The organism is Rahnella victoriana (assembly GCF_004330295.1).
Taxonomy (GTDB): Bacteria; Pseudomonadota; Gammaproteobacteria; order Enterobacterales; family Enterobacteriaceae; genus Rahnella; species Rahnella victoriana.
In genome coordinates, this window is sequence record NZ_SJOJ01000003.1 from 197,664 (window position 1) to 215,225 (window position 17,562).

The following is a 17,562-nucleotide window of genomic DNA, read 5'->3' on the forward strand; positions in this document are numbered from 1 at the left end:
CATTTACGTCATGTAAACTGCGCTTTATCGCCAGCTTCCGCCTTGCCTCACCTTAGCTCGCGAGCGCCTGGATCGAGTCACTACCAATTTATACCCAGCCCGATGTTTCCGGGCTGATTAATATTCCGTTTTAACGCTTTTATTGCTTTCTGGAAAACGCCCCCTCATGAGCGAAAATATTCACAAGCACCGTATCCTGATCCTCGATTTCGGCTCCCAGTACACCCAACTTGTTGCGCGCCGCGTGCGTGAACTGGGTGTCTATTGCGAACTCTGGGCCTGGGACGTAACCGAAGCCCAAATCCGCGAATTCAACCCGAACGGGATCATCCTGTCCGGCGGCCCGGAAAGTACCACCGAGCATGACAGCCCGCGTGCACCAGATTATGTTTTCGAAGCCGGTGTTCCGGTTCTCGGCGTCTGCTACGGCATGCAAACCATGGCAATGCAGTTAGGCGGCCATGTTGAAGGTTCTAACGAGCGCGAATTTGGTTATGCGCAGGTTGAAGTGCAGACGGAAAGCGCGCTGATCCGCGACATTCAGGATGCCCTGAGCGAGAACAACAAACCGCTGCTCGACGTCTGGATGAGCCACGGTGATAAAGTGACGGCCATCCCGTCTGATTTCGTGACCGTCGCCAGCACGGATTCTTGCCCGTTTGCCATTATGGCGAACGAAGAAAAACGCTTCTACGGTGTGCAGTTCCACCCGGAAGTGACGCATACCCGTCAGGGCCTGCGTATGCTCGAACGTTTCATCATGGACATCTGCGAGTGCGAAGCGCTGTGGACGCCTGCGAAAATCATCGAAGACGCTGTTGAGCGTCTGCGTGTGCAGATTGGCGACGATCACGTGATCCTCGGCCTGTCCGGTGGCGTTGACTCTTCCGTCACCGCCATGCTGCTGCACCGCGCCATTGGCGACCGTCTGACCTGCGTATTCGTCGATAACGGCCTGCTGCGCCTGAATGAAGCCGATCAGGTGCTGGAAATGTTCGGTGACCGTTTCGGTCTGAACATTGTTCACGTCGCTGCGGAAGAGCGTTTCCTGTCTGCACTGGCGGGCGTTGATGAACCCGAAGCCAAACGTAAAATCATTGGCCGCGTCTTTGTTGAAGTGTTCGATGAAGAAGCCTGCAAACAAGACGAAGTGAAATGGCTGGCGCAGGGCACTATCTACCCTGACGTGATCGAATCCGCCGCGTCTGCCACCGGCAAAGCGCACGTGATCAAATCGCACCACAACGTGGGCGGTCTGCCAAAAGAAATGAAACTGGGTCTGGTTGAGCCGCTGAAAGAGCTGTTCAAAGACGAAGTGCGTAAAATCGGTCTGGAACTCGGTCTGCCATACGACATGCTTTACCGTCACCCGTTCCCGGGGCCAGGTTTAGGCGTTCGCGTGCTGGGCGAAGTGAAGAAAGAGTATTGCGACCTGTTGCGTCGCGCCGATGCGATCTTCATCGAAGAACTGCATAAAGCCGATCTGTACAACAAAGTCAGCCAGGCCTTTACCGTCTTCCTGCCAGTCCGCTCCGTTGGCGTGATGGGCGATGGCCGTAAATACGACTGGGTAGTTTCCCTGCGCGCAGTAGAAACTATCGACTTCATGACCGCGCACTGGGCGCACCTGCCGTATGATTTCCTCGGCCGCTGCTCCAACCGCATCATCAACGAAGTCGACGGCATTTCCCGCGTGGTGTATGACATCTCCGGTAAGCCACCGGCGACGATCGAGTGGGAATAAGTTTTAGCGCAAGCTGAGGCGTAAAGCCTGTAAAAACGCCAGTGTGATCGCAAGATCCACTGGCGTTTTTTATGTCTGAATTTTATTGCGGAATCACTCAGAACCGCACTGTTTTTAATCGCGCGGGAACAGTTTTGTGTCGTTCGCCATGCTGTCTACCACCATTTTCAGATCATTGGCAGTGACTTTCTGACTGTCATTGGACACCTGTTTGCCGAACCCTTTACGCACGACTTTAATCACCGGTTTACCTGTGCTGGCGTCGATCAACTCGCCTTCAAAGTAGACTTCGGTATCACGGGTACGATGGCCTGTCGCCGTTTCAGTGCCGGCAATCACCAGCGCAACTGGGATGACTTCATAGAACTGCAAACCTTCTGCCGATGTGTTCACACCGGTGATGGCACCTTTAAAAATCAGGGTGCGCGGGCCAGCCACGTCGGTCAGTTGCATACGTTCGGCCAGTGCCGGTTTCATACGGCTGTTGGCGTAATCCAGAACGCCCTGCAAGGTTTCCTTGCTGATTTGTTCCGTTGGCTGAGGTTCAGGATAGAATTTGATCGGCTCATATTTGATATAGGAATAATTTGAGCGTTTGTAAGAAGGATCAATCCAGCGCAGCACAGGGTTGCCGGACCCTGTTTTCACTTCCTTAAGTCCGGAGTAATCGCCGAGGAAACCGGAGAATTTTTCAGTCTGTGTCACATGGCTGGTACACCCGGCCAGGAACAGTGCGCCGGTCACTGCAGCAACCTGCATCAGTTTTATTGTTTTCATTCGTACCCTCGAAAATTTTTAAGGAAGACAAGGTATGTATAGCACCGCTGCGAAATTTAACCTCTTCACTACAAAGAAAAATTGATATTCGTCAGGATCGCGAAAATTCAGTTCTGTGGGGTAATCATTTCGTCTTTAATTATTTTTTTGATGAATGAAACAGATAGTATTCCCCCTTCGGACTTTCCCCCGTAGAGATGATGTTCCAGCCCTTTGACAGGTAAAAACCGACCGAATTTTCACTCTTTACTAAACATTTCAGCGAGCCCTGACGGGTGAACGTTTCTTCGGCGGCGTGTAGCAAGGCCGTGCCCGCGCCGGTTCCCTGATATTGCGGATCGATAAACAGGTTATGCAGAAAATTTTCCTGCGTGAAGATCGAGGCAAAGCCCAGTAAATGCCCGTCACGTTCGGCGACCAGTATTTTTTCGCCGATAACGGCACGGTCAAAATCTTCCAGTTGAAAATCGTCTTCCAGCCAGGTCCAGGTGTGTTTGCGTGACGCCAGATATAAGGTACGCAGGAAAGGGCGGTCTGCTTCTTCGTAGGGGCGGATGTGAACGGATGATGGCAAAGAGAACTCCTGAGAAAGGTTTAACATCAATGTCTGTTTTCATATTTGCCTTTTGATACTGCCAGCGAACAGGGGCAAGTTCAATGAGGTCGTCAGCCGGTTTTTATCACATTTCCTGATTGATCTTCTGGCCTGCGCCACCAATAATGTCCCCTTGACTCGGGGTGCCCGCTTGCAAAAGTCAGGGCTGAGATTTTACCCGTATTACCTGATCTGGATTATGCCAGCGTAGGGAAGTCAGGTATCTCTCCCGATACCGCCTTCTTTAGCGCCGGTGGGGAGATTTATGAATACCCGACCTACCGTATTTTCCGGCGCTGTCGCCGCCGCTTCCTTGCAACAACTCCGCCTTTCCGCGCCGCTGGTTCATTGTCTGACCAACGACGTGGTGCAATCTTTTACGGCCAATGTCCTGCTCGCACTGGGCGCTTCACCCGCGATGGTGGTGGATCCTGCCGAGGCCGCGCAGTTCAGTGCTGTCGCCGACGCGTTACTGGTGAATGTCGGCACGCTGACACGCCCTCACAGCGACGCCATGCTGGCGGCCATTCACGCAGCCCGTCAGGCCGGAAAACCCTGGGTGCTGGATCCGGTGGCGGTGGGCGGTCTGAGCTGGCGTACCGAATTCTGTCTGGAACTTATCAAACTTAACCCGGCGGCGATCCGCGGAAATGCCTCGGAAATTCGTGCTCTCAGCGGGCTGAGTGCCGCCGGGCGTGGCGTCGACAGCGGTGACGACTCGCTTTCTGCCATTCCGTCTGCACAGCAGCTGGCGCGGGAAACCGGGGCGGTAGTGGCCGTGACCGGCGAAACGGATTACGTCACGGATGGCGAACGCTGTCTGGCGGTGGCGGGCGGCCATCCGATGATGACCCGCGTGGTCGGCACCGGTTGCGCCTTATCGGCAGTTGTCGCCGCCTTTGCGTGTTTGCCGGGCGATCGCCTGAATCATGTGGCTGCGGCCTGCCGGGTGATGTCCTGCGCCGGTGAGCGGGCCTGCGCGGCGGTGAAAGGGCCGGGCAGCTTCACGGCAGCGTTTCTGGACAATCTGTATCTGATGAACGAAGGCTGGCTGAACGGGGAGGGGCAGTAATGAAACGGATCAATGCCCTGACCATTGCCGGCACCGATCCCAGCGGAGGCGCGGGGATCCAGGCAGATTTAAAAACCTTCTCGGCGCTGGGCGCTTACGGCACCAGTGTCATCACCGCACTGGTGGCGCAAAACACCCGTGGCGTGCAGTCGGTTTATCACATCGAACCGGATTTCGTTGCCGCGCAGCTGGATTCCGTGCTGAGTGACGTCCGCATCGACAGCACGAAAATCGGCATGCTGGCGAACAGCCAGATCGTGGAGGCGGTGGCGGAGCGGCTCAGATATTACCGGCCCGCTTTTGTGGTGCTGGATACCGTCATGCTGGCGAAAAGCGGCGATCCGTTGCTGTTGCCGGAAGCCGTCGATGCTGTACGCCGTTTGCTGATCCCGCAGGTGTCGATCATTACGCCGAATCTGCCGGAGGCCGCCGCATTGCTGGAGTGTAGCGTGGCAGCCAGTGAAACCGAGATGCGCGAGCAGGGGGAGGCGTTGCTGGCGATGGGATGTGACGCGGTGCTGATGAAAGGCGGTCATCTGAGTGATGAGGAAAGCCCTGACTGGCTGTTTACCGCCGGTTCCCGCGAGCGTTTTACAGCGCCACGCGTCAACACCCGCCATACGCACGGCACAGGATGTACGCTTTCTGCGGCACTGGCCGCCTTGCGCCCGCGCCACAACAACTGGGCAGATACGCTGCGCGAGGCGAAAGCGTATTTACAGCAGGCGTTGATGCAGGCGGATTCACTGGAAGTCGGCCACGGCATCGGGCCGGTGCATCATTTCCACCGCTGGTGGTAAACAGATATCAGGCGCGGCGCAATGTCTCGCCAAGCACCTGTTCAGCCTGACGGAATTTCACCAACGCCTGCTGCAAATGCACGGCATCGAACGGGTTAAGCGGATAGAATTTTGCGTCTTTGCGCGGTCTGAGCATGACGCGGATTTTATTCGCCGAAACCCGTTCAAACAGGTAACTGGCAATATCGTCATTCTCTTCATCTTTCCATGACAGCAGCACTGAAGCATGTTCACCGCTACGGCGTCCGATAAACTGATCGTGTGTCCACAGACCTTCACATTCACCGTCTTTTTGCAGTTTCTTGCCGCTGAACCACGGTGATTCAGACAGCGTCCACAACGCCTGCGGTGAGATTTCCTCATGCACCTGACGCCACAAAGGACGGTTGTTGTCCATTTGCCAGCAGGCCATGCCCAGATAATCATTGAGTTCACGCCAGTCATTTTCCAGCGTGTCGCGAAGTTCAGGATCCTGAATATGCATGAACTGTTGCAGGCCGGCCGGCTGTTCGCCCAGCTTGTTATAGGCGATCACTGTCATCGTGCGGGGCTTGCGGCGGAAAGTGACCCACAGCAGCACTTTAGGAATACGAAAGGTAATGGCCTGCACGGTCAGTTTGTAGCGGTTGCCGCGTGACATCACCAGCCCGCTGGAGGTGCCGCGTTTGTCCTGATAATTTCTCACCAGCACCACGCTGTTCTGGCCCATCCAGCCTGTGAGGTAGTGTTCCTTTTCGCTTTCCGCCACATCCAGATCACGGGCGATCTGACTGATTTTTTCCTCGTCGAGCTGGGAAAGGGACAGTGACTGTTCTGCGCTATAGTAGCTTTTTTTCAGGAGGGTTGCGGCTGGCATAGAAAGTATCCACGATATTGATGTGGTTTACAGCTTACACTAAGTTGTCATACAGATTTCAGGGGTAACCCGCAAAATTTGAACCGCGTCGCAAACTGCCTGCATGGCCAGTTTTTCGCTTACGGATATTTCCCCTTGTTGAAATTTTACGAGACGTCTCGACAAAAATAGCTTTGGTGATTGTGATTACGGGCGGTCATATTATTCTTGCAGGATTAATTTTCACACTGCGGGAATATAATAAAAGATGACGTTACATGAAAAGGTTGTTGCCGAGACGATGACAACAATGAATGCGGCTTTTGTACAGTTAAACGTCCCGCTTATTATAAGGCGTATTCGCCGGAGTGATATTATCTGGCAGCAACGCCGTGCGAGACGTAATTTACGGCAACCCGAAAAACATCTTCTTAACTGGAAATGGCTATTTAAGCAATACAGGAAAAACCAGCCACGGGAATCCGGCATGGAGCAAACGGCTTATGTGTTTTGCCTCAACAATCCTCATCAGGAGCGGGCTGCGTTCCTGATGGAATCCTGCACGCCACCGACGGGGCCGCTTGAAATCAATGCCCTGGAAAATTTCTATCGTAAGACTTCCGGTCATCCGTTAAAAAGAAAAATGCTATATTACAGCCTCTGCGTCACCGTTATTTATGCCGATACTCTTAATGATTTTAGAATCTTAAATAAAGAAGATGCGAGATTTTTAATTAAAGATGTTGTCAATGATGATGTGATGAGGTTTTATATATCTTCAGCACCATTATCACGAGTTCCTGGAAAAATGGAATGTGAATCTACTTACCATCTGTTACGTGAATATATGGCGTCAGGTGTATTAGGACGAGGGTTTTGACGAGTCAGGTCACCTTCAAATTGAGTGAGTATTCTGGTTATACAACTTACCTATCAGGAGCAATATATGAAGTCCAATAAGAAAAACATGGATCATTTAACGCCGCGACAAAAAGAACTCGTCGAACTCATCGTCGGTTTTCTAAGGTACTGTGATCAAAAAGACGCAGGTAAGGAAGATGTTGAGGGTTTTGAGGGTGGCGGTGTTTTGATTGGTCCTCCTGAAGCCTTTTATCGCCCGTCGAAGGAATGGAACAAACTGCCCTGAATCCTGCTTTTTTCCCGCGTTTAACGACAACTTCTGAACGCGGGAAGTACTCACTCACTCGTTGTCAAACCAGTCACTGTTTTGTTCGGCGATCGGGGTGATGGTGGAGATCATTTCCTGCAGATGAACGCGGATCGCTTTTTCAGCGGCGTCCGGGTCATGAGCCTTCAGCCCGTCAAAAATCGCATAATGCTGCGCAATCAGATTTTCCGGAGGAGACACTTTACTGAGTGTTAAGAAGCGTACGCGATCCATCGTCGCCTTGATGTGCTCGACGGTTTCCCATGCCAGACGGCAGTCAATGATCTGTGTAATGGTGCGGTGGAAGTCATCATCGAGCAGCAGGAATTCCTGCGTTTGCTGACTTCTTGCCGCCAGCGTCTGACGTTCCAGGTTATGTTCCAGCAACGCCAGATCTTTGTCCGTGACCACCATCGCTGCGCGACGCACCACTGCCGTTTCGACCGCTTCACGAATGAAACGACCGTCAGCCACCCGCTTGGACGAGATTTTCATGACATAGGTGCCGCGCTGCGGTAAAACCTGAACCAGACCGGCCTCGGCCAGTTTGATAAAGGCTTCGCGAACCGGCTGGCGGGACACGTTAAAGCGCGTGGAAATCTCTTTCTCCGACAGGAATGCGCCCGGTGCGATTGCACAGGTGACGATGTCCTGACGCAAGGTACGGTAAATCTGCTGATTAACCGGCACGTTATTGAGAAATTCAAAGGCGTCTGTCATGGGCAAAAGTTGTCTTTAAAGTCGGGAGAGCCCAATACTACCATGAGTTTTCTGATGATTATGAGATTGTTAGCGCAAGGTTATCTCAAATTATTGAGAGTTAATGTGCTCGCGGCAATAAAGCTTTTTATAAGCGGCGGGCGTGATGCCCAGCAGTTTGCGAAATACCCGGCGAAAATAGGCAACATCATTAAACCCGGTCAGCCTTGCTACGTCCGCCACATTCCCGGTATTGGCCAGTAACAGTTTCTCTGCTGCCGACACCCGCTGTTTATGCAGGGCATCGGTCAGCGTCATCTGAAAAGTCAGACGGAAAACGCGGCCAAGATAATCGGCATTACAGTGAAGCCGTTCCGCCAGCTCAGATGCGCCAAGCGGCAGATGAAACTGTGTGGTAATCAGCTGACGGGCTTTGTACGCCAGCGCCACGCCGGGGCCGCCAGGTTCAACATTTTCCGGCCAGGCGCGCGCGACCTCCTTTAACAGCAACATCAGGAACAGTTCCAGCGAACTTCCGCCACGTTCCTGTTCATATAAAAATAATCTGAACAGGGTTAACAGGGTTTCGCTGTCCCTGACTTTACAATGCTGTGGAATATTTAACTGTATTGAGGGACTATTTGGCTGTGATGTTAATATTGCCGCTTCTTTCACAATATCGAAGTGCAGCCAGTAAAATTTCAGCTCAGCATCAAATGTCGTCACCCCTTTATGTTCCCTGCCGGGAAATAGCAATAAACTTTCCCCTTCATGTAAATCAAAACGCGTATTTTCTTCCTGTAAGGAGAGTGTGCCGCGAACGACATAAATGAGTTCATGGGAACTGAGTCTCCGGGTCGGATGTGTACCCATTCCGCGCGAAATAAACAGGCCGCCATTTTGCACTTTGACCGGGTGGCTGACAGAAAAGGTAAGCGTTTCAAACATTTTCAGGCGCTCATCAGGCAGATTTAGCCTGACAGTAGCACAACGCTAAGGGGCTGCCAGCGGGGTGGCAAGAGGTTATGATCTGCTTCACAGATTCTGAACGTGAGTCGGAATTGTCCCGTTTAACTACTTTATCCTCCTCTTGTTGGCGTGTTGTCCCTATGCCAGATTTACGGCGTACCTTATTTAATGTCCGGGCTGATATGAATAAACAGCCTTATTTATCGTGTTCCTGTTGCTTATAAATAACGATATAAAAGCGAGGAAAAAACAATGCCAACAGATTCTGTGAATACCGGTTCCGCGCCGGTAAGTGGCGAGGGTGGAATAATTTCGGCGAATGCAAAACTTTCGGTCAGTGAGAAAATTGGTTACGGATTAGGGGATGCCGGAGGCACCATTATTACCTGTCTGATCACCAGTTTTCTGACCTTCTTTTATACCGATGTGTTCGGGCTGACGCCGGCGATTGTCGGCACATTATTTATTTCCCTGCGGGTGATTGATGCGATTTCCGATCCGCTGATGGGGATCCTCGCCGACCGAACGCAAAGCCGCTGGGGGCGTTTTCGTCCGTGGCAGTTGTGGATTGCGCTGCCGATTGGCGTGGTGGGCTTTCTGACCTTCACCGTGCCCGGCCTGAGCGGCGATGCCAAAATCGCCTACGCCTTTTTCACCTATTTCCTGCTTTCCGTGTCGTATACCGCCATTAACGTGCCGTACTGCGCATTGATCAACACCATGACCACCGATCACCGAGAGGTCATTTCCTGTCAGTCGTGGCGTTTTGTTTTGTGCGGCGTCGCCGGTTTTATGGTGTCAGTCGGATTACCGTGGCTGGTACAGGTGCTGGGTAAAGGCAATGCGGCGGCAGGTTATCAGCAGGGCGTTGGCCTGCTGTGTGCGGTGGCCGTCGTGATGTTTCTGTGGTGCTTCTTCGCGGTGCGTGAGCGTTTGCCGCTGGCGCTGCTCGGCCAGTTCAGCATTAAGGAACATATCCGCGGGATGCTGAAGAATGACCAGTTGTTGCTGGTATTGCTGATGTCGTTCCTGCTGATCAATGTGTTCAACCTGCGCGGTGGCGGCTACATGTATTTCATCACCTATGTACTGAAAGGCGGCGCGGGTTATGCCTCGATGTTCTTCGGTATGGTGACGCTGGCATCCATTCTCGGCGCGGTGATTGTCAATCAGTTGACCAAATTCATCGACAGCGTGCGGCTGTACATGATCACTAATCTGGTGCTGGCGGTGTTTTCCCTGCTGCTGTGGTTTGTGCCGGTCGGTGAACAATGGCAGACACTGTGGCTCGGCATCATCTTTGTGCATTGCGTGATCCTCGGTTTCACATTGCCGCTGCATTTTTCCCTCATGGCGTTCGCCGACGATTACGGACACTGGAAAAACGGTATCCGCTCCTCCGGCATGAATTTCGCCTTCAACCTGTTCTTTATCAAACTGGCCTGGGCATCCAGCGCCGGGATCATCAGCCTGGTCTTCATTCTGGTCTCCTATCAGGCCGGTGCTGAGCATCAGACAGCGGCATCGCTCGGCGGGATCACCCTGCTCGAAACCCTGCTACCGGCGGCGATGCATTTGCTGCTGGCCGGTACGCTGCTGTTCTGCAAGCTCGACAATACATTACTGACGCGGATGTCCCGCGATTTAGCAGCGAAAATTTAAATTAATTTTTTTACAGGAGGTTGTATGTCGTTTTCTCCGGTTGATTCCTTAGAAGTCCCGTTGCAAAAAGTGAATGTTTCCGATGCGTTCTGGCTGGAATACCAGCGGCTGGTGAAAGAGGTGGTGGTGCCTTATCAGTGGAAGGCCCTGAATGATGACGTTGCAGACGCTGAACCGAGCCATGCGATTGAAAACTTCCGTATCGCCGCCGGACAAAGCGACGGCGAATTTTACGGGATGGTATTTCAGGACAGTGATGTGGCGAAATGGCTGGAGGCGGTCGGTTATTTGCTGGCAAAAACGCCGGATCCGGCGCTGGAAGAGACCGCCGATCAGGTGATCGAACTGGTCGGTGCGGTGCAGCAACCCGATGGGTATCTGAATACCTATTTCACGGTAAAAGAGCCGCAACAGCGCTGGACCAATCTGGCGGAATGCCATGAGCTTTACTGCGCCGGGCACCTGATCGAAGCCGGTGTGGCCTATGCACAGGCGACCGGAAAAACCCGTTTGCTGGAGATTGTCTGCAAACTGGCTGATCATATTGCGCAGGTGTTCGGGCCGGGTGAACAGCAACTGCATGGTTATCCCGGTCACCCGGAAATTGAACTGGCACTGATGCGGTTGTATGAACAAACCGCCGAAACACGTTACCTCGAACTGACCCGCTATTTTGTTGAGCAACGAGGGGCACAACCGCATTTCTACGATATCGAGTATGAAAAGCGTGGCAAGACTTCGCACTGGAATACCTACGGTCCGGCGTGGATGGTGAAAGATAAAGCCTACAGTCAGGCGCATGTGCCGGTGGCCTTGCAGACAACGGCCATCGGTCACGCAGTGCGTTTTGTCTATCTTTATGCCGGTGTCGCACATCTGGCGCGGCTGAGTCAGGATCAGGAAAAACGCGAGGTGTGCCAGCGGTTGTGGGAAAACATGACCCAGCGGCAGATGTACATCACCGGCTCCATCGGATCGCAAAGCAGCGGGGAAGCTTTCTCTTCCGATTATGATTTGCCGAACGATACGGCCTACACCGAAACCTGTGCCTCCATCGGTCTGATGATGTTTGCCAACCGCATGTTGCAGATGGATCCTGACAGCCGCTATGCGGATGTGATGGAACGCGCGCTCTACAACACCGTACTGGCTGGCATGGCGCTCGACGGCAAGCATTTCTTCTATGTGAATCCGCTGGAAGTGCATCCGAAAAGCATTCCGTTCAACCACATTTATGACCACGTCAAACCGGTGCGTCAGCGTTGGTTCGGCTGTGCCTGTTGCCCGCCGAACATTGCACGTTTGCTGGCGTCACTCGGCCATTACATTTACACCCAGCGTCCGGATGGCGTGGATATCAATCTGTATATCGGCAGCGATGTTGAGGCGACAATTGGCGGCAAAGCGTTGCGCCTGAAACAATCCGGCGGCTATCCATGGGCGGAACAGGTGCTGATTGAAGTGGATACCGATCAGCCGCTGGAAGCCACGCTGGCACTGCGTTTACCGGACTGGTGCGCCAGCCCGCAGGTCACTCTCAATGGCAATCCGCTGGAACTGACCAGCCTGACGCAGCGCGGATATCTGCGTCTGACGCAGGCGTGGCAGAAAGGTGACCACATTGAATTGACGTTCCCGATGCCGGTGATGCGGGTGAAAGGCAACCCCTTGCTGCGCCATATCGCCGGAAAAGTCGCGATACAGCGCGGTCCGCTGGTGTATTGCCTCGAACAGGCAGACAACGGCAGCGAACTGCATAACGTCCGTCTGCCGCAGGATGCGCCATTCCGTCTGATTTCCGGCAGCGGATTGTTCGCCGGTAAGACGCTGCTGCAAACGCAGGGTAAGCGGAGTACATCCGTGCAGGCCAGCCAGCAGCCGTTGTACCGCTACAATCCGCCAGCGGAAGAGGTGGTGCCGCAAACCCTGACTTTTGTGCCGTACTTAACCTGGGCGAACAGGGGAGAAGGAGAGATGCGGGTTTGGGTCGATGAATAATCTCGGGTTTTAGTGAGGATGTGAGCCCTAAACAACCCGGCCAGATAGCCGGGTTGTTTAGGGAGTTACTGTTTCCAGCTGTGGTATTCGTCTTCTCGTCTGCTCGGAGCCGTTTCCGGCAGCAGTGCCAGGCCAATGACGGAAACAATGCCCAGTACGATCATGTAGATCGCCAGACCATGATAATCGCCTCCGGTCATTTGCAGGATTTTTACCGCAACCAGCCCGAGGATCCCGCTGCCGATGAGTGATCCGATTTGCCAGATTAATGCGATGCCGCTGCATCGGATCCGCGTCGGGAAAAGTTCAGGAAAAAACGATGCCTGAGGGGCGTAACACATACTATGGCCGAACGTCAGCGCCAGTATCATGGCGATTTGCGTTATCCAGAATGTGTCCAGTTTGAGTGCCAGAAAGAAGGGAATTATCCCGACAGCCAGCAGCACCGCACCAGCCATGTATACCGGTTTGCGGCCAATCCTGTCGGAAAGTTTACCCATCAGCGGGATAGAGAAAATCTCGAGGATCACCGCGACTATCATGGTTTGTAGCAGAACACTTTCACTCAGTTGATTGGCTTTGCCGAACGCCAGCACAATGACGGTGAACATCGCGAAGGCGCACGCTTCAATCAGCTTGGCGCATACCCCTTTGATGATGATCCCCGGATACAATTTGATGACTTCCACCACCGGACGGGACTCCACGGCTTTGGTTTTGCGGATTTCAGCAAACACGGGCGATTCATCAATCCGTAAGCGGATAAACAATCCGACGATCACCAGCAACAAACTCAGCAGGAAAGGAATACGCCAGCCCCAGTCGAGCATTTGTGCGGACGAAAGTTGTGACGTCAGTAATGCAAATAACGCAGAAGGCAAAAGGAAACCCAGCGGTGCGCCAATCTGAACCCAGCTGGCAAAGAAGCCGCGACGCTCCGGCGGGGAATATTCTGCAGTCATCAGCACGGCACCTGCCTGTTCTCCCCCTACGCCGAATCCTTGCAACACACGGATCAGAATAAGTAAAACGGGTGCCCAGAAGCCGATTTTTTCATAAGTCGGCAGTAGGCCAATACAAAACGTCCCCAGGCCGACAATCAGGATGGTGATCACCAGCGCTTTTTTGCGTCCAACCTTGTCGCCAATATGGCCAAAAACAATCCCACCTAACGGACGGGCAAGAAAGCCGACAGCATAGGTGGCGAAAGCGGCAAGTGTGCTGATCAGCGGGTCATGGCTCGGGAAAAACAGTTGTCCGAAAAACAGCACCGCCGCCGTGCCATAGGCAAAGAAATCGTAATACTCAGCGGCGGTACCGATGGCTGATGCGCCAGCGACACGTCTTAATAATCCACGTTGTTCTTTTTCGGATGCGGCAGAAAGGTTCCGGGTAGAAATCTGTGACATGGTGAAAGGCTCCGCGATAACGGCAACAAGAGTGAAAATACCGCTCCACAAGTCAGGAACAGTATCTTCATCCAGAACATCAGTTATGAGAAAGCGTGGTGGCAGGTGTATGTTTCGGGGGTTTAATCACGAAGAACACCAGAATGGCACCCAATGCGGCGACGCCGCCCGCGAGAATAAAGGCGCTGTCGAAACGACCGGTATTTTGGACAATGAAGCCGGTGACCACCGGGCCGATGATGCCCGAGACGCTGCCGACCAGATGAATGAATCCGCTGGTGCCGCCGACGCGGGATTTATGCACCACGTCCTGAATAATGGCCCAGTAAATGGCCCCGGTGGTGTACAGGAAGAAAATAGACACCGACATCAGAATAACCGCCGGAACTACGCTGGTGACCACACCGGCCAAGGCGACGCAAATGGCGGCGGCTAACAGACTGACCACTAATATAATTTTTCGCGACAGCAATAAACGGCCGGTAATATTGAAAATCTTATCGGAAATATAACCACCGAGTGCCAGACCGACAAAACCGACAATCCACGGAATAACCGTCGTCAGGCTCATCTCTTTAATATTCAGACCATGTGCCTGCACCAGATAAGCCGGGAACCAGCTGAGGAAGAAGAATAAAATATAGTTGTAGCAGAAGAAGGCAAAAGCCGTCACCAGGATAATCGGCTGACGTAAATAATAGCCCAGACCGTGTGCTGCCTGCGCCAGATCTTCTTCTTCGCTGATGTTTTCATTCTTCATCTGATCCACTAAACGTAATTCTTCCGGCGAGACACGTTTACTCTTCAGCGGATTATCTGCCACGGTGAAGAACCAGACGGCCATCCAGACAATCCCGATAGCGGCAATCACCATAAAGGCCGGACGCCAGCCAAAGGAGATCGCCAGATACCCGACAATCGGGCCGGCGACCGCGCCACCAAGGGGGGAACCGGCGCTCAGCAAGCCCATCGCAGTGGCCGCCTGTTTCTTCGGGAACCAGCCGTTGATCATCTTATTGGCGGAGGCGCAAATCGGGCCTTCGGCCATGCCGAATAATACCCGCAGGATCAGCATGGAATAAAAGCCGGTGGCGATGGCCGTCATGCCGCAAAATACTGACCATAATCCGACGGCTAATCCCATAACCAGCGTCGGGCCGAATTTATCGACGGCCAGACCACCGATAAAGTTAAAGATCGCATAACCAAAGAAGAAGCTGCCAAATATCATGCCGAATTGTTCGGGATTAATGGTCAGTTCTTTTTCAATCATCGGAACAGTAATCGACAGCGCAACGCGGTCGAGGTAATTGATCATGTAAACCAGAAACAGCAGGAATACGATGATCCAGCGTAGGTTCTTAAACATAGATGAGTGCTCCACTTGTGGTGTCGTTTTAATAGTGTTGCGTTTTTATAGGTAGAATATGAGGTACGGCAGACGGGGAGATATTTGGAATCTTCCCGTCTTCTTTCAAAAATAACGATTCATCAGAATGTCAGTAAAACCTTGCAGCAGGAACGCTGATCTTTCTCAAACAGCGTTAACGCCGCTTCGACTTCGCTGGCGGGCATCCAGTGCGTCACCAGCTTTTCAGGTGCGATTTTCCCTTGTTCCATCCACTCAATCACCTGCGGGAACCGGTGGCTGTTGAGACGTGAAGAAAACAGTGAAATCTCTTTGCTGGTAATGCTTTGCTGCGTTACCTGGCTGGGTTCCCCCGAGAAACCCATCATACCAATCCGGGCTGCCGGTGAGGCCAGCAGAATGGCTTCCTGCAAAATTGCCGGATGGCAGGCGGCATCCACGATAAGCGTCGGACGCACGCCTTCTGCGGCCAGTTCATCCGCCACGCTGCGTTCGCTGTTGTTGATGATCCAGTCCGCGCCGCTGGCCTGTGCCATCTGCAACCGCTCGTCAATACGATCGGCGACAATCACTTTCTGTACGCCATACACGCCTTTCAGCACCTGAATCACCGTCAGCCCCATCGGGCCTGCGCCGTAAATCAGCGCGGTATCCTGCGGCGTCGGCTGAAGAAACGCCGTGATATTGGCGGCGATAGTAAAGGGTTCGACCATACTGGCGAGTTTGTCCGGTATCGCCGCAGGCACCACATAAGCGTTTGTCGCGGGCGCACAGGCATAATCGCTGAAACCGCCGTCACGGTGGACGCCGATCACCTGCAGTTCGGCGCAGACATTCGGCCGGCCAATCGAACACGGATAACAATGTCCGCAGCTGACCACCGGATCGACAACAACCCGCTCGCCAATCCTGCTGGCGTTTACGCCTTCGCCGACACTGTCGATGTGGCCGAAGAACTCATGGCCGATCACCCGCGGATATTTCGCAAACGGATTGTGGCCGTGATAGATATGAACATCTGAACCGCAGATGCCCGCATGACTCACCCGAACTCGTACCTCGCCGGCGGCAGGTACCGGCAAAGCACGTTGCTCGATGACTAACTTTCCGGGTTCTTGTATTACAACGCTGTTCATGTTTCGCTCCCTTACCAGTTCCACAACGTACCGTCATCCAGACGGGCCACCGGCAGATATGCCGGTTCGTACGGATATTTCGCCGCCAGCTTTTCGTCGAACTCAATGCCCAGCCCCGGTTTTTCACCCGGATGCATGTGGCCGTTGTCGAACGTCCAGTTATGCGGAAAGACTTCCAGCATCTGCTCGGAATAACCCATGTATTCCTGCACGCCGAAGTTTGGCACCCACAGATCGAAGTGCAGGGCGGCGGCCATACAAACGGGTGAAAGGTCGGAAGGGCCGTGAGAGCCGGTGCGCACCTGATACAGCGAGGCGAAATCTGCAATCCGGCGCATGCCGGTGATGCCGCCTGCATGGGTGATCGTGGTGCGGATGTAATCGATCAGCTGTTCTTCAATCAGCTGTTTGCAATCCCAGATGCTGTTGAACACTTCGCCGACCGCAATTGGCGTTACCGTATGCTGGCGGATCAAACGGAAGCATTCCTGATTTTCCGCCGGAGTCGGATCCTCCATCCAGAACAGGCGATATTCTTCGATACTTTTGCCAAAACGCGCGGCTTCGATTGGCGTCAGGCGATGGTGCATGTCGTGCAGCAGGTGTTCATCAAAACCGAATTTATTGCGCACGGCTTCAAACAGTTTTGGCGTGAAATCGAGGTATTTTTCGGTCGACCATAACTGCTCTTCCGGCCAGTTACCTTTCGTCGCCGGTTCGTAAGCCAGGCCTTTGCCTTTCGCCATGCCGTAAGTGGTTTTCATGCCCGGAACCCCGCATTGCGCGCGGATCGCCTTGAAGCCCAGTTCTTTGTGTCTGGCGTAATCGTCCAGCACTTCGTCAATGGAATGGCCGGTGGTGTGACAGTACACCATGACGCCGGTACGGGATGCGCCGCCGAGCAATTGATAAAGCGGCATATTGGCGGCTTTGGCTTTGATGTCCCACAGTGCCGTGTCTACCGCCGAAATCGCAGACATCGTGACCGGGCCACGACGCCAGTACGCGCCTTTGTAGAAAAACTGCCAGATGTCTTCAATCTGATGTGCATCGCGGCCGATCAATTGCGGGCAGACATGATCTTTCAGGTATGACGCGACCGGCAATTCACGGCCATTCAGCGTGGCATCACCAATGCCGGTCAGCCCGCTGTCGGTGGTGATTTTCAACGTAACAAAGTTGCGCCCCGGGCAAGTAACAAACACTTCAGCATTCACGATTTTCATCGGTTACGACCTTCTGCAGTAAAAGTAAGATGCATTTTCTTTGGTTATAAATACGCCAGATGCTAACTACCATACAAGTATGCTGATCGTTTTTTGCCGGAGA

The 17,562-nt window shown here is 53.2% G+C and carries 16 protein-coding genes and 1 riboswitch; of the genes, 7 read left to right on the plus strand and 9 right to left on the minus strand.

Annotated elements, in window-relative coordinates; translation table 11 throughout:
- Positions 1-166 precede the first annotated feature (166 nt).
- A complete protein-coding gene (gene guaA, locus EYY67_RS04115) occupies positions 167-1,744 on the plus strand; it encodes a glutamine-hydrolyzing GMP synthase (RefSeq protein WP_119822665.1) in 1,578 nt (525 codons plus the stop codon).
- Positions 1,745-1,858: 114 nt separating this feature from the next.
- Here guaA and EYY67_RS04120 read toward each other — a convergent pair whose 3' ends face one another.
- Both EYY67_RS04120 and EYY67_RS04125 read right to left on the minus strand, forming a co-directional pair.
- Positions 1,859-2,521, minus strand: coding sequence for a DUF3313 domain-containing protein (locus tag EYY67_RS04120; RefSeq protein ID WP_095923016.1), 663 nt, complete (start codon positions 2,519-2,521; stop codon positions 1,859-1,861).
- A gap of 139 nt (positions 2,522-2,660) precedes the next feature.
- Complete coding sequence (locus EYY67_RS04125; RefSeq protein WP_415838627.1) at positions 2,661-3,122, minus strand: GNAT family N-acetyltransferase; 462 nt, start codon at positions 3,120-3,122, stop codon at positions 2,661-2,663.
- 123 nt (positions 3,123-3,245) lie between these two features.
- Positions 3,246-3,347: riboswitch (TPP riboswitch) on the plus strand.
- A 34-nt stretch (positions 3,348-3,381) separates the two neighbouring features.
- Between EYY67_RS04125 and thiM the strand changes: the two genes are divergently transcribed.
- Together thiM and thiD are read left to right on the plus strand one after the other, a co-directional pair.
- Positions 3,382-4,188, plus strand: a complete 807-nt coding sequence (gene thiM, locus EYY67_RS04130; RefSeq protein WP_131692910.1) for a hydroxyethylthiazole kinase — start codon at positions 3,382-3,384, stop codon at positions 4,186-4,188.
- Positions 4,188-4,988 (plus strand): bifunctional hydroxymethylpyrimidine kinase/phosphomethylpyrimidine kinase, encoded by an 801-nt coding sequence (gene thiD / locus EYY67_RS04135; RefSeq protein WP_131692911.1) that lies wholly within the window; start codon positions 4,188-4,190, stop codon positions 4,986-4,988. The genes thiM and thiD overlap by 1 nt, the downstream gene beginning before the upstream one ends.
- 7 nt (positions 4,989-4,995) lie before the next feature.
- On the opposite strand, the gene EYY67_RS04140 is transcribed toward thiD, so the two are convergent.
- On the minus strand, positions 4,996-5,844 hold the full coding sequence (locus tag EYY67_RS04140) for a hypothetical protein (RefSeq protein WP_131692912.1): 849 nt from the start codon (positions 5,842-5,844) through the stop codon (positions 4,996-4,998).
- Between the two features lie 247 nt (positions 5,845-6,091).
- On the opposite strand from EYY67_RS04140, the gene EYY67_RS04145 reads away from it, so the two are divergent.
- Both EYY67_RS04145 and EYY67_RS04150 read left to right on the plus strand, forming a co-directional pair.
- Positions 6,092-6,703 (plus strand): hypothetical protein, encoded by a 612-nt coding sequence (locus EYY67_RS04145; RefSeq protein ID WP_131692913.1) that lies wholly within the window; start codon positions 6,092-6,094, stop codon positions 6,701-6,703.
- Between the two features lie 66 nt (positions 6,704-6,769).
- Complete coding sequence (locus EYY67_RS04150) at positions 6,770-6,970, plus strand: hypothetical protein (protein ID WP_095923010.1); 201 nt, start codon at positions 6,770-6,772, stop codon at positions 6,968-6,970.
- 54 nt (positions 6,971-7,024) lie between these two features.
- On the opposite strand, the gene EYY67_RS04155 is transcribed toward EYY67_RS04150, so the two are convergent.
- On the minus strand, positions 7,025-7,711 hold the full coding sequence (locus EYY67_RS04155; RefSeq protein WP_131692914.1) for a GntR family transcriptional regulator: 687 nt from the start codon (positions 7,709-7,711) through the stop codon (positions 7,025-7,027).
- A gap of 90 nt (positions 7,712-7,801) precedes the next feature.
- The gene (locus EYY67_RS04160; protein WP_131692915.1) at positions 7,802-8,638 is read right to left on the minus strand and encodes a helix-turn-helix domain-containing protein; all 837 of its coding nucleotides are present in this window, start codon (positions 8,636-8,638) and stop codon (positions 7,802-7,804) included.
- Positions 8,639-8,911: 273 nt separating this feature from the next.
- Here EYY67_RS04160 and EYY67_RS04165 point away from each other — a divergent pair, with 273 nt between their 5' ends.
- Both EYY67_RS04165 and EYY67_RS04170 read left to right on the plus strand, forming a co-directional pair.
- On the plus strand, positions 8,912-10,321 hold the full coding sequence (locus tag EYY67_RS04165) for an MFS transporter (protein WP_095923007.1): 1,410 nt from the start codon (positions 8,912-8,914) through the stop codon (positions 10,319-10,321).
- 24 nt (positions 10,322-10,345) lie between these two features.
- Positions 10,346-12,319, plus strand: coding sequence for a glycoside hydrolase family 127 protein (locus tag EYY67_RS04170; protein ID WP_131692916.1), 1,974 nt, complete (start codon positions 10,346-10,348; stop codon positions 12,317-12,319).
- A 65-nt stretch (positions 12,320-12,384) separates the two neighbouring features.
- On the opposite strand, the gene EYY67_RS04175 is transcribed toward EYY67_RS04170, so the two are convergent.
- The 4 genes from EYY67_RS04175 to manD all read right to left on the minus strand — a co-directional run bounded on the left by EYY67_RS04175 (position 12,385) and on the right by manD (position 17,459).
- Positions 12,385-13,728 (minus strand): MFS transporter, encoded by a 1,344-nt coding sequence (locus EYY67_RS04175; protein WP_131692917.1) that lies wholly within the window; start codon positions 13,726-13,728, stop codon positions 12,385-12,387.
- A 79-nt stretch (positions 13,729-13,807) separates the two neighbouring features.
- On the minus strand, positions 13,808-15,097 hold the full coding sequence (locus EYY67_RS04180) for an MFS transporter (protein ID WP_095923005.1): 1,290 nt from the start codon (positions 15,095-15,097) through the stop codon (positions 13,808-13,810).
- A 122-nt stretch (positions 15,098-15,219) separates the two neighbouring features.
- Positions 15,220-16,233 (minus strand): Zn-dependent oxidoreductase, encoded by a 1,014-nt coding sequence (locus tag EYY67_RS04185; RefSeq protein ID WP_131692918.1) that lies wholly within the window; start codon positions 16,231-16,233, stop codon positions 15,220-15,222.
- An 11-nt stretch (positions 16,234-16,244) separates the two neighbouring features.
- Positions 16,245-17,459, minus strand: a complete 1,215-nt coding sequence (gene manD / locus EYY67_RS04190; protein ID WP_131692919.1) for a D-mannonate dehydratase ManD — start codon at positions 17,457-17,459, stop codon at positions 16,245-16,247.
- Positions 17,460-17,562: the final 103 nt, after the last annotated feature.

Excerpts from the sequence above, each read along its gene's own strand:
- EYY67_RS04120 (WP_095923016.1), bottom strand. The coding sequence starts at position 2,521 with ATGAAAACAATAAAACTGATGCAGGTTGCTGCAGTGACCGGCGCACTG.
- EYY67_RS04185 (WP_131692918.1), bottom strand. The coding sequence starts at position 16,233 with ATGAACAGCGTTGTAATACAAGAACCCGGAAAGTTAGTCATCGAGCAA.
- EYY67_RS04125 (WP_415838627.1), bottom strand. The coding sequence starts at position 3,122 with ATGTTAAACCTTTCTCAGGAGTTCTCTTTGCCATCATCCGTTCACATC.
- EYY67_RS04175 (WP_131692917.1), bottom strand. The coding sequence starts at position 13,728 with ATGTCACAGATTTCTACCCGGAACCTTTCTGCCGCATCCGAAAAAGAA.
- EYY67_RS04160 (WP_131692915.1), bottom strand. The coding sequence starts at position 8,638 with ATGTTTGAAACGCTTACCTTTTCTGTCAGCCACCCGGTCAAAGTGCAA.
- manD (WP_131692919.1), bottom strand. The coding sequence starts at position 17,459 with ATGAAAATCGTGAATGCTGAAGTGTTTGTTACTTGCCCGGGGCGCAAC.
- guaA (WP_119822665.1), top strand. The coding sequence starts at position 167 with ATGAGCGAAAATATTCACAAGCACCGTATCCTGATCCTCGATTTCGGC.
- EYY67_RS04140 (WP_131692912.1), bottom strand. The coding sequence starts at position 5,844 with ATGCCAGCCGCAACCCTCCTGAAAAAAAGCTACTATAGCGCAGAACAG.
- thiM (WP_131692910.1), top strand. The coding sequence starts at position 3,382 with ATGAATACCCGACCTACCGTATTTTCCGGCGCTGTCGCCGCCGCTTCC.
- EYY67_RS04155 (WP_131692914.1), bottom strand. The coding sequence starts at position 7,711 with ATGACAGACGCCTTTGAATTTCTCAATAACGTGCCGGTTAATCAGCAG.
- thiD (WP_131692911.1), top strand. The coding sequence starts at position 4,188 with ATGAAACGGATCAATGCCCTGACCATTGCCGGCACCGATCCCAGCGGA.
- EYY67_RS04145 (WP_131692913.1), top strand. The coding sequence starts at position 6,092 with ATGACGTTACATGAAAAGGTTGTTGCCGAGACGATGACAACAATGAAT.
- EYY67_RS04165 (WP_095923007.1), top strand. The coding sequence starts at position 8,912 with ATGCCAACAGATTCTGTGAATACCGGTTCCGCGCCGGTAAGTGGCGAG.
- EYY67_RS04170 (WP_131692916.1), top strand. The coding sequence starts at position 10,346 with ATGTCGTTTTCTCCGGTTGATTCCTTAGAAGTCCCGTTGCAAAAAGTG.
- EYY67_RS04150 (WP_095923010.1), top strand. The coding sequence starts at position 6,770 with ATGAAGTCCAATAAGAAAAACATGGATCATTTAACGCCGCGACAAAAA.
- EYY67_RS04180 (WP_095923005.1), bottom strand. The coding sequence starts at position 15,097 with ATGTTTAAGAACCTACGCTGGATCATCGTATTCCTGCTGTTTCTGGTT.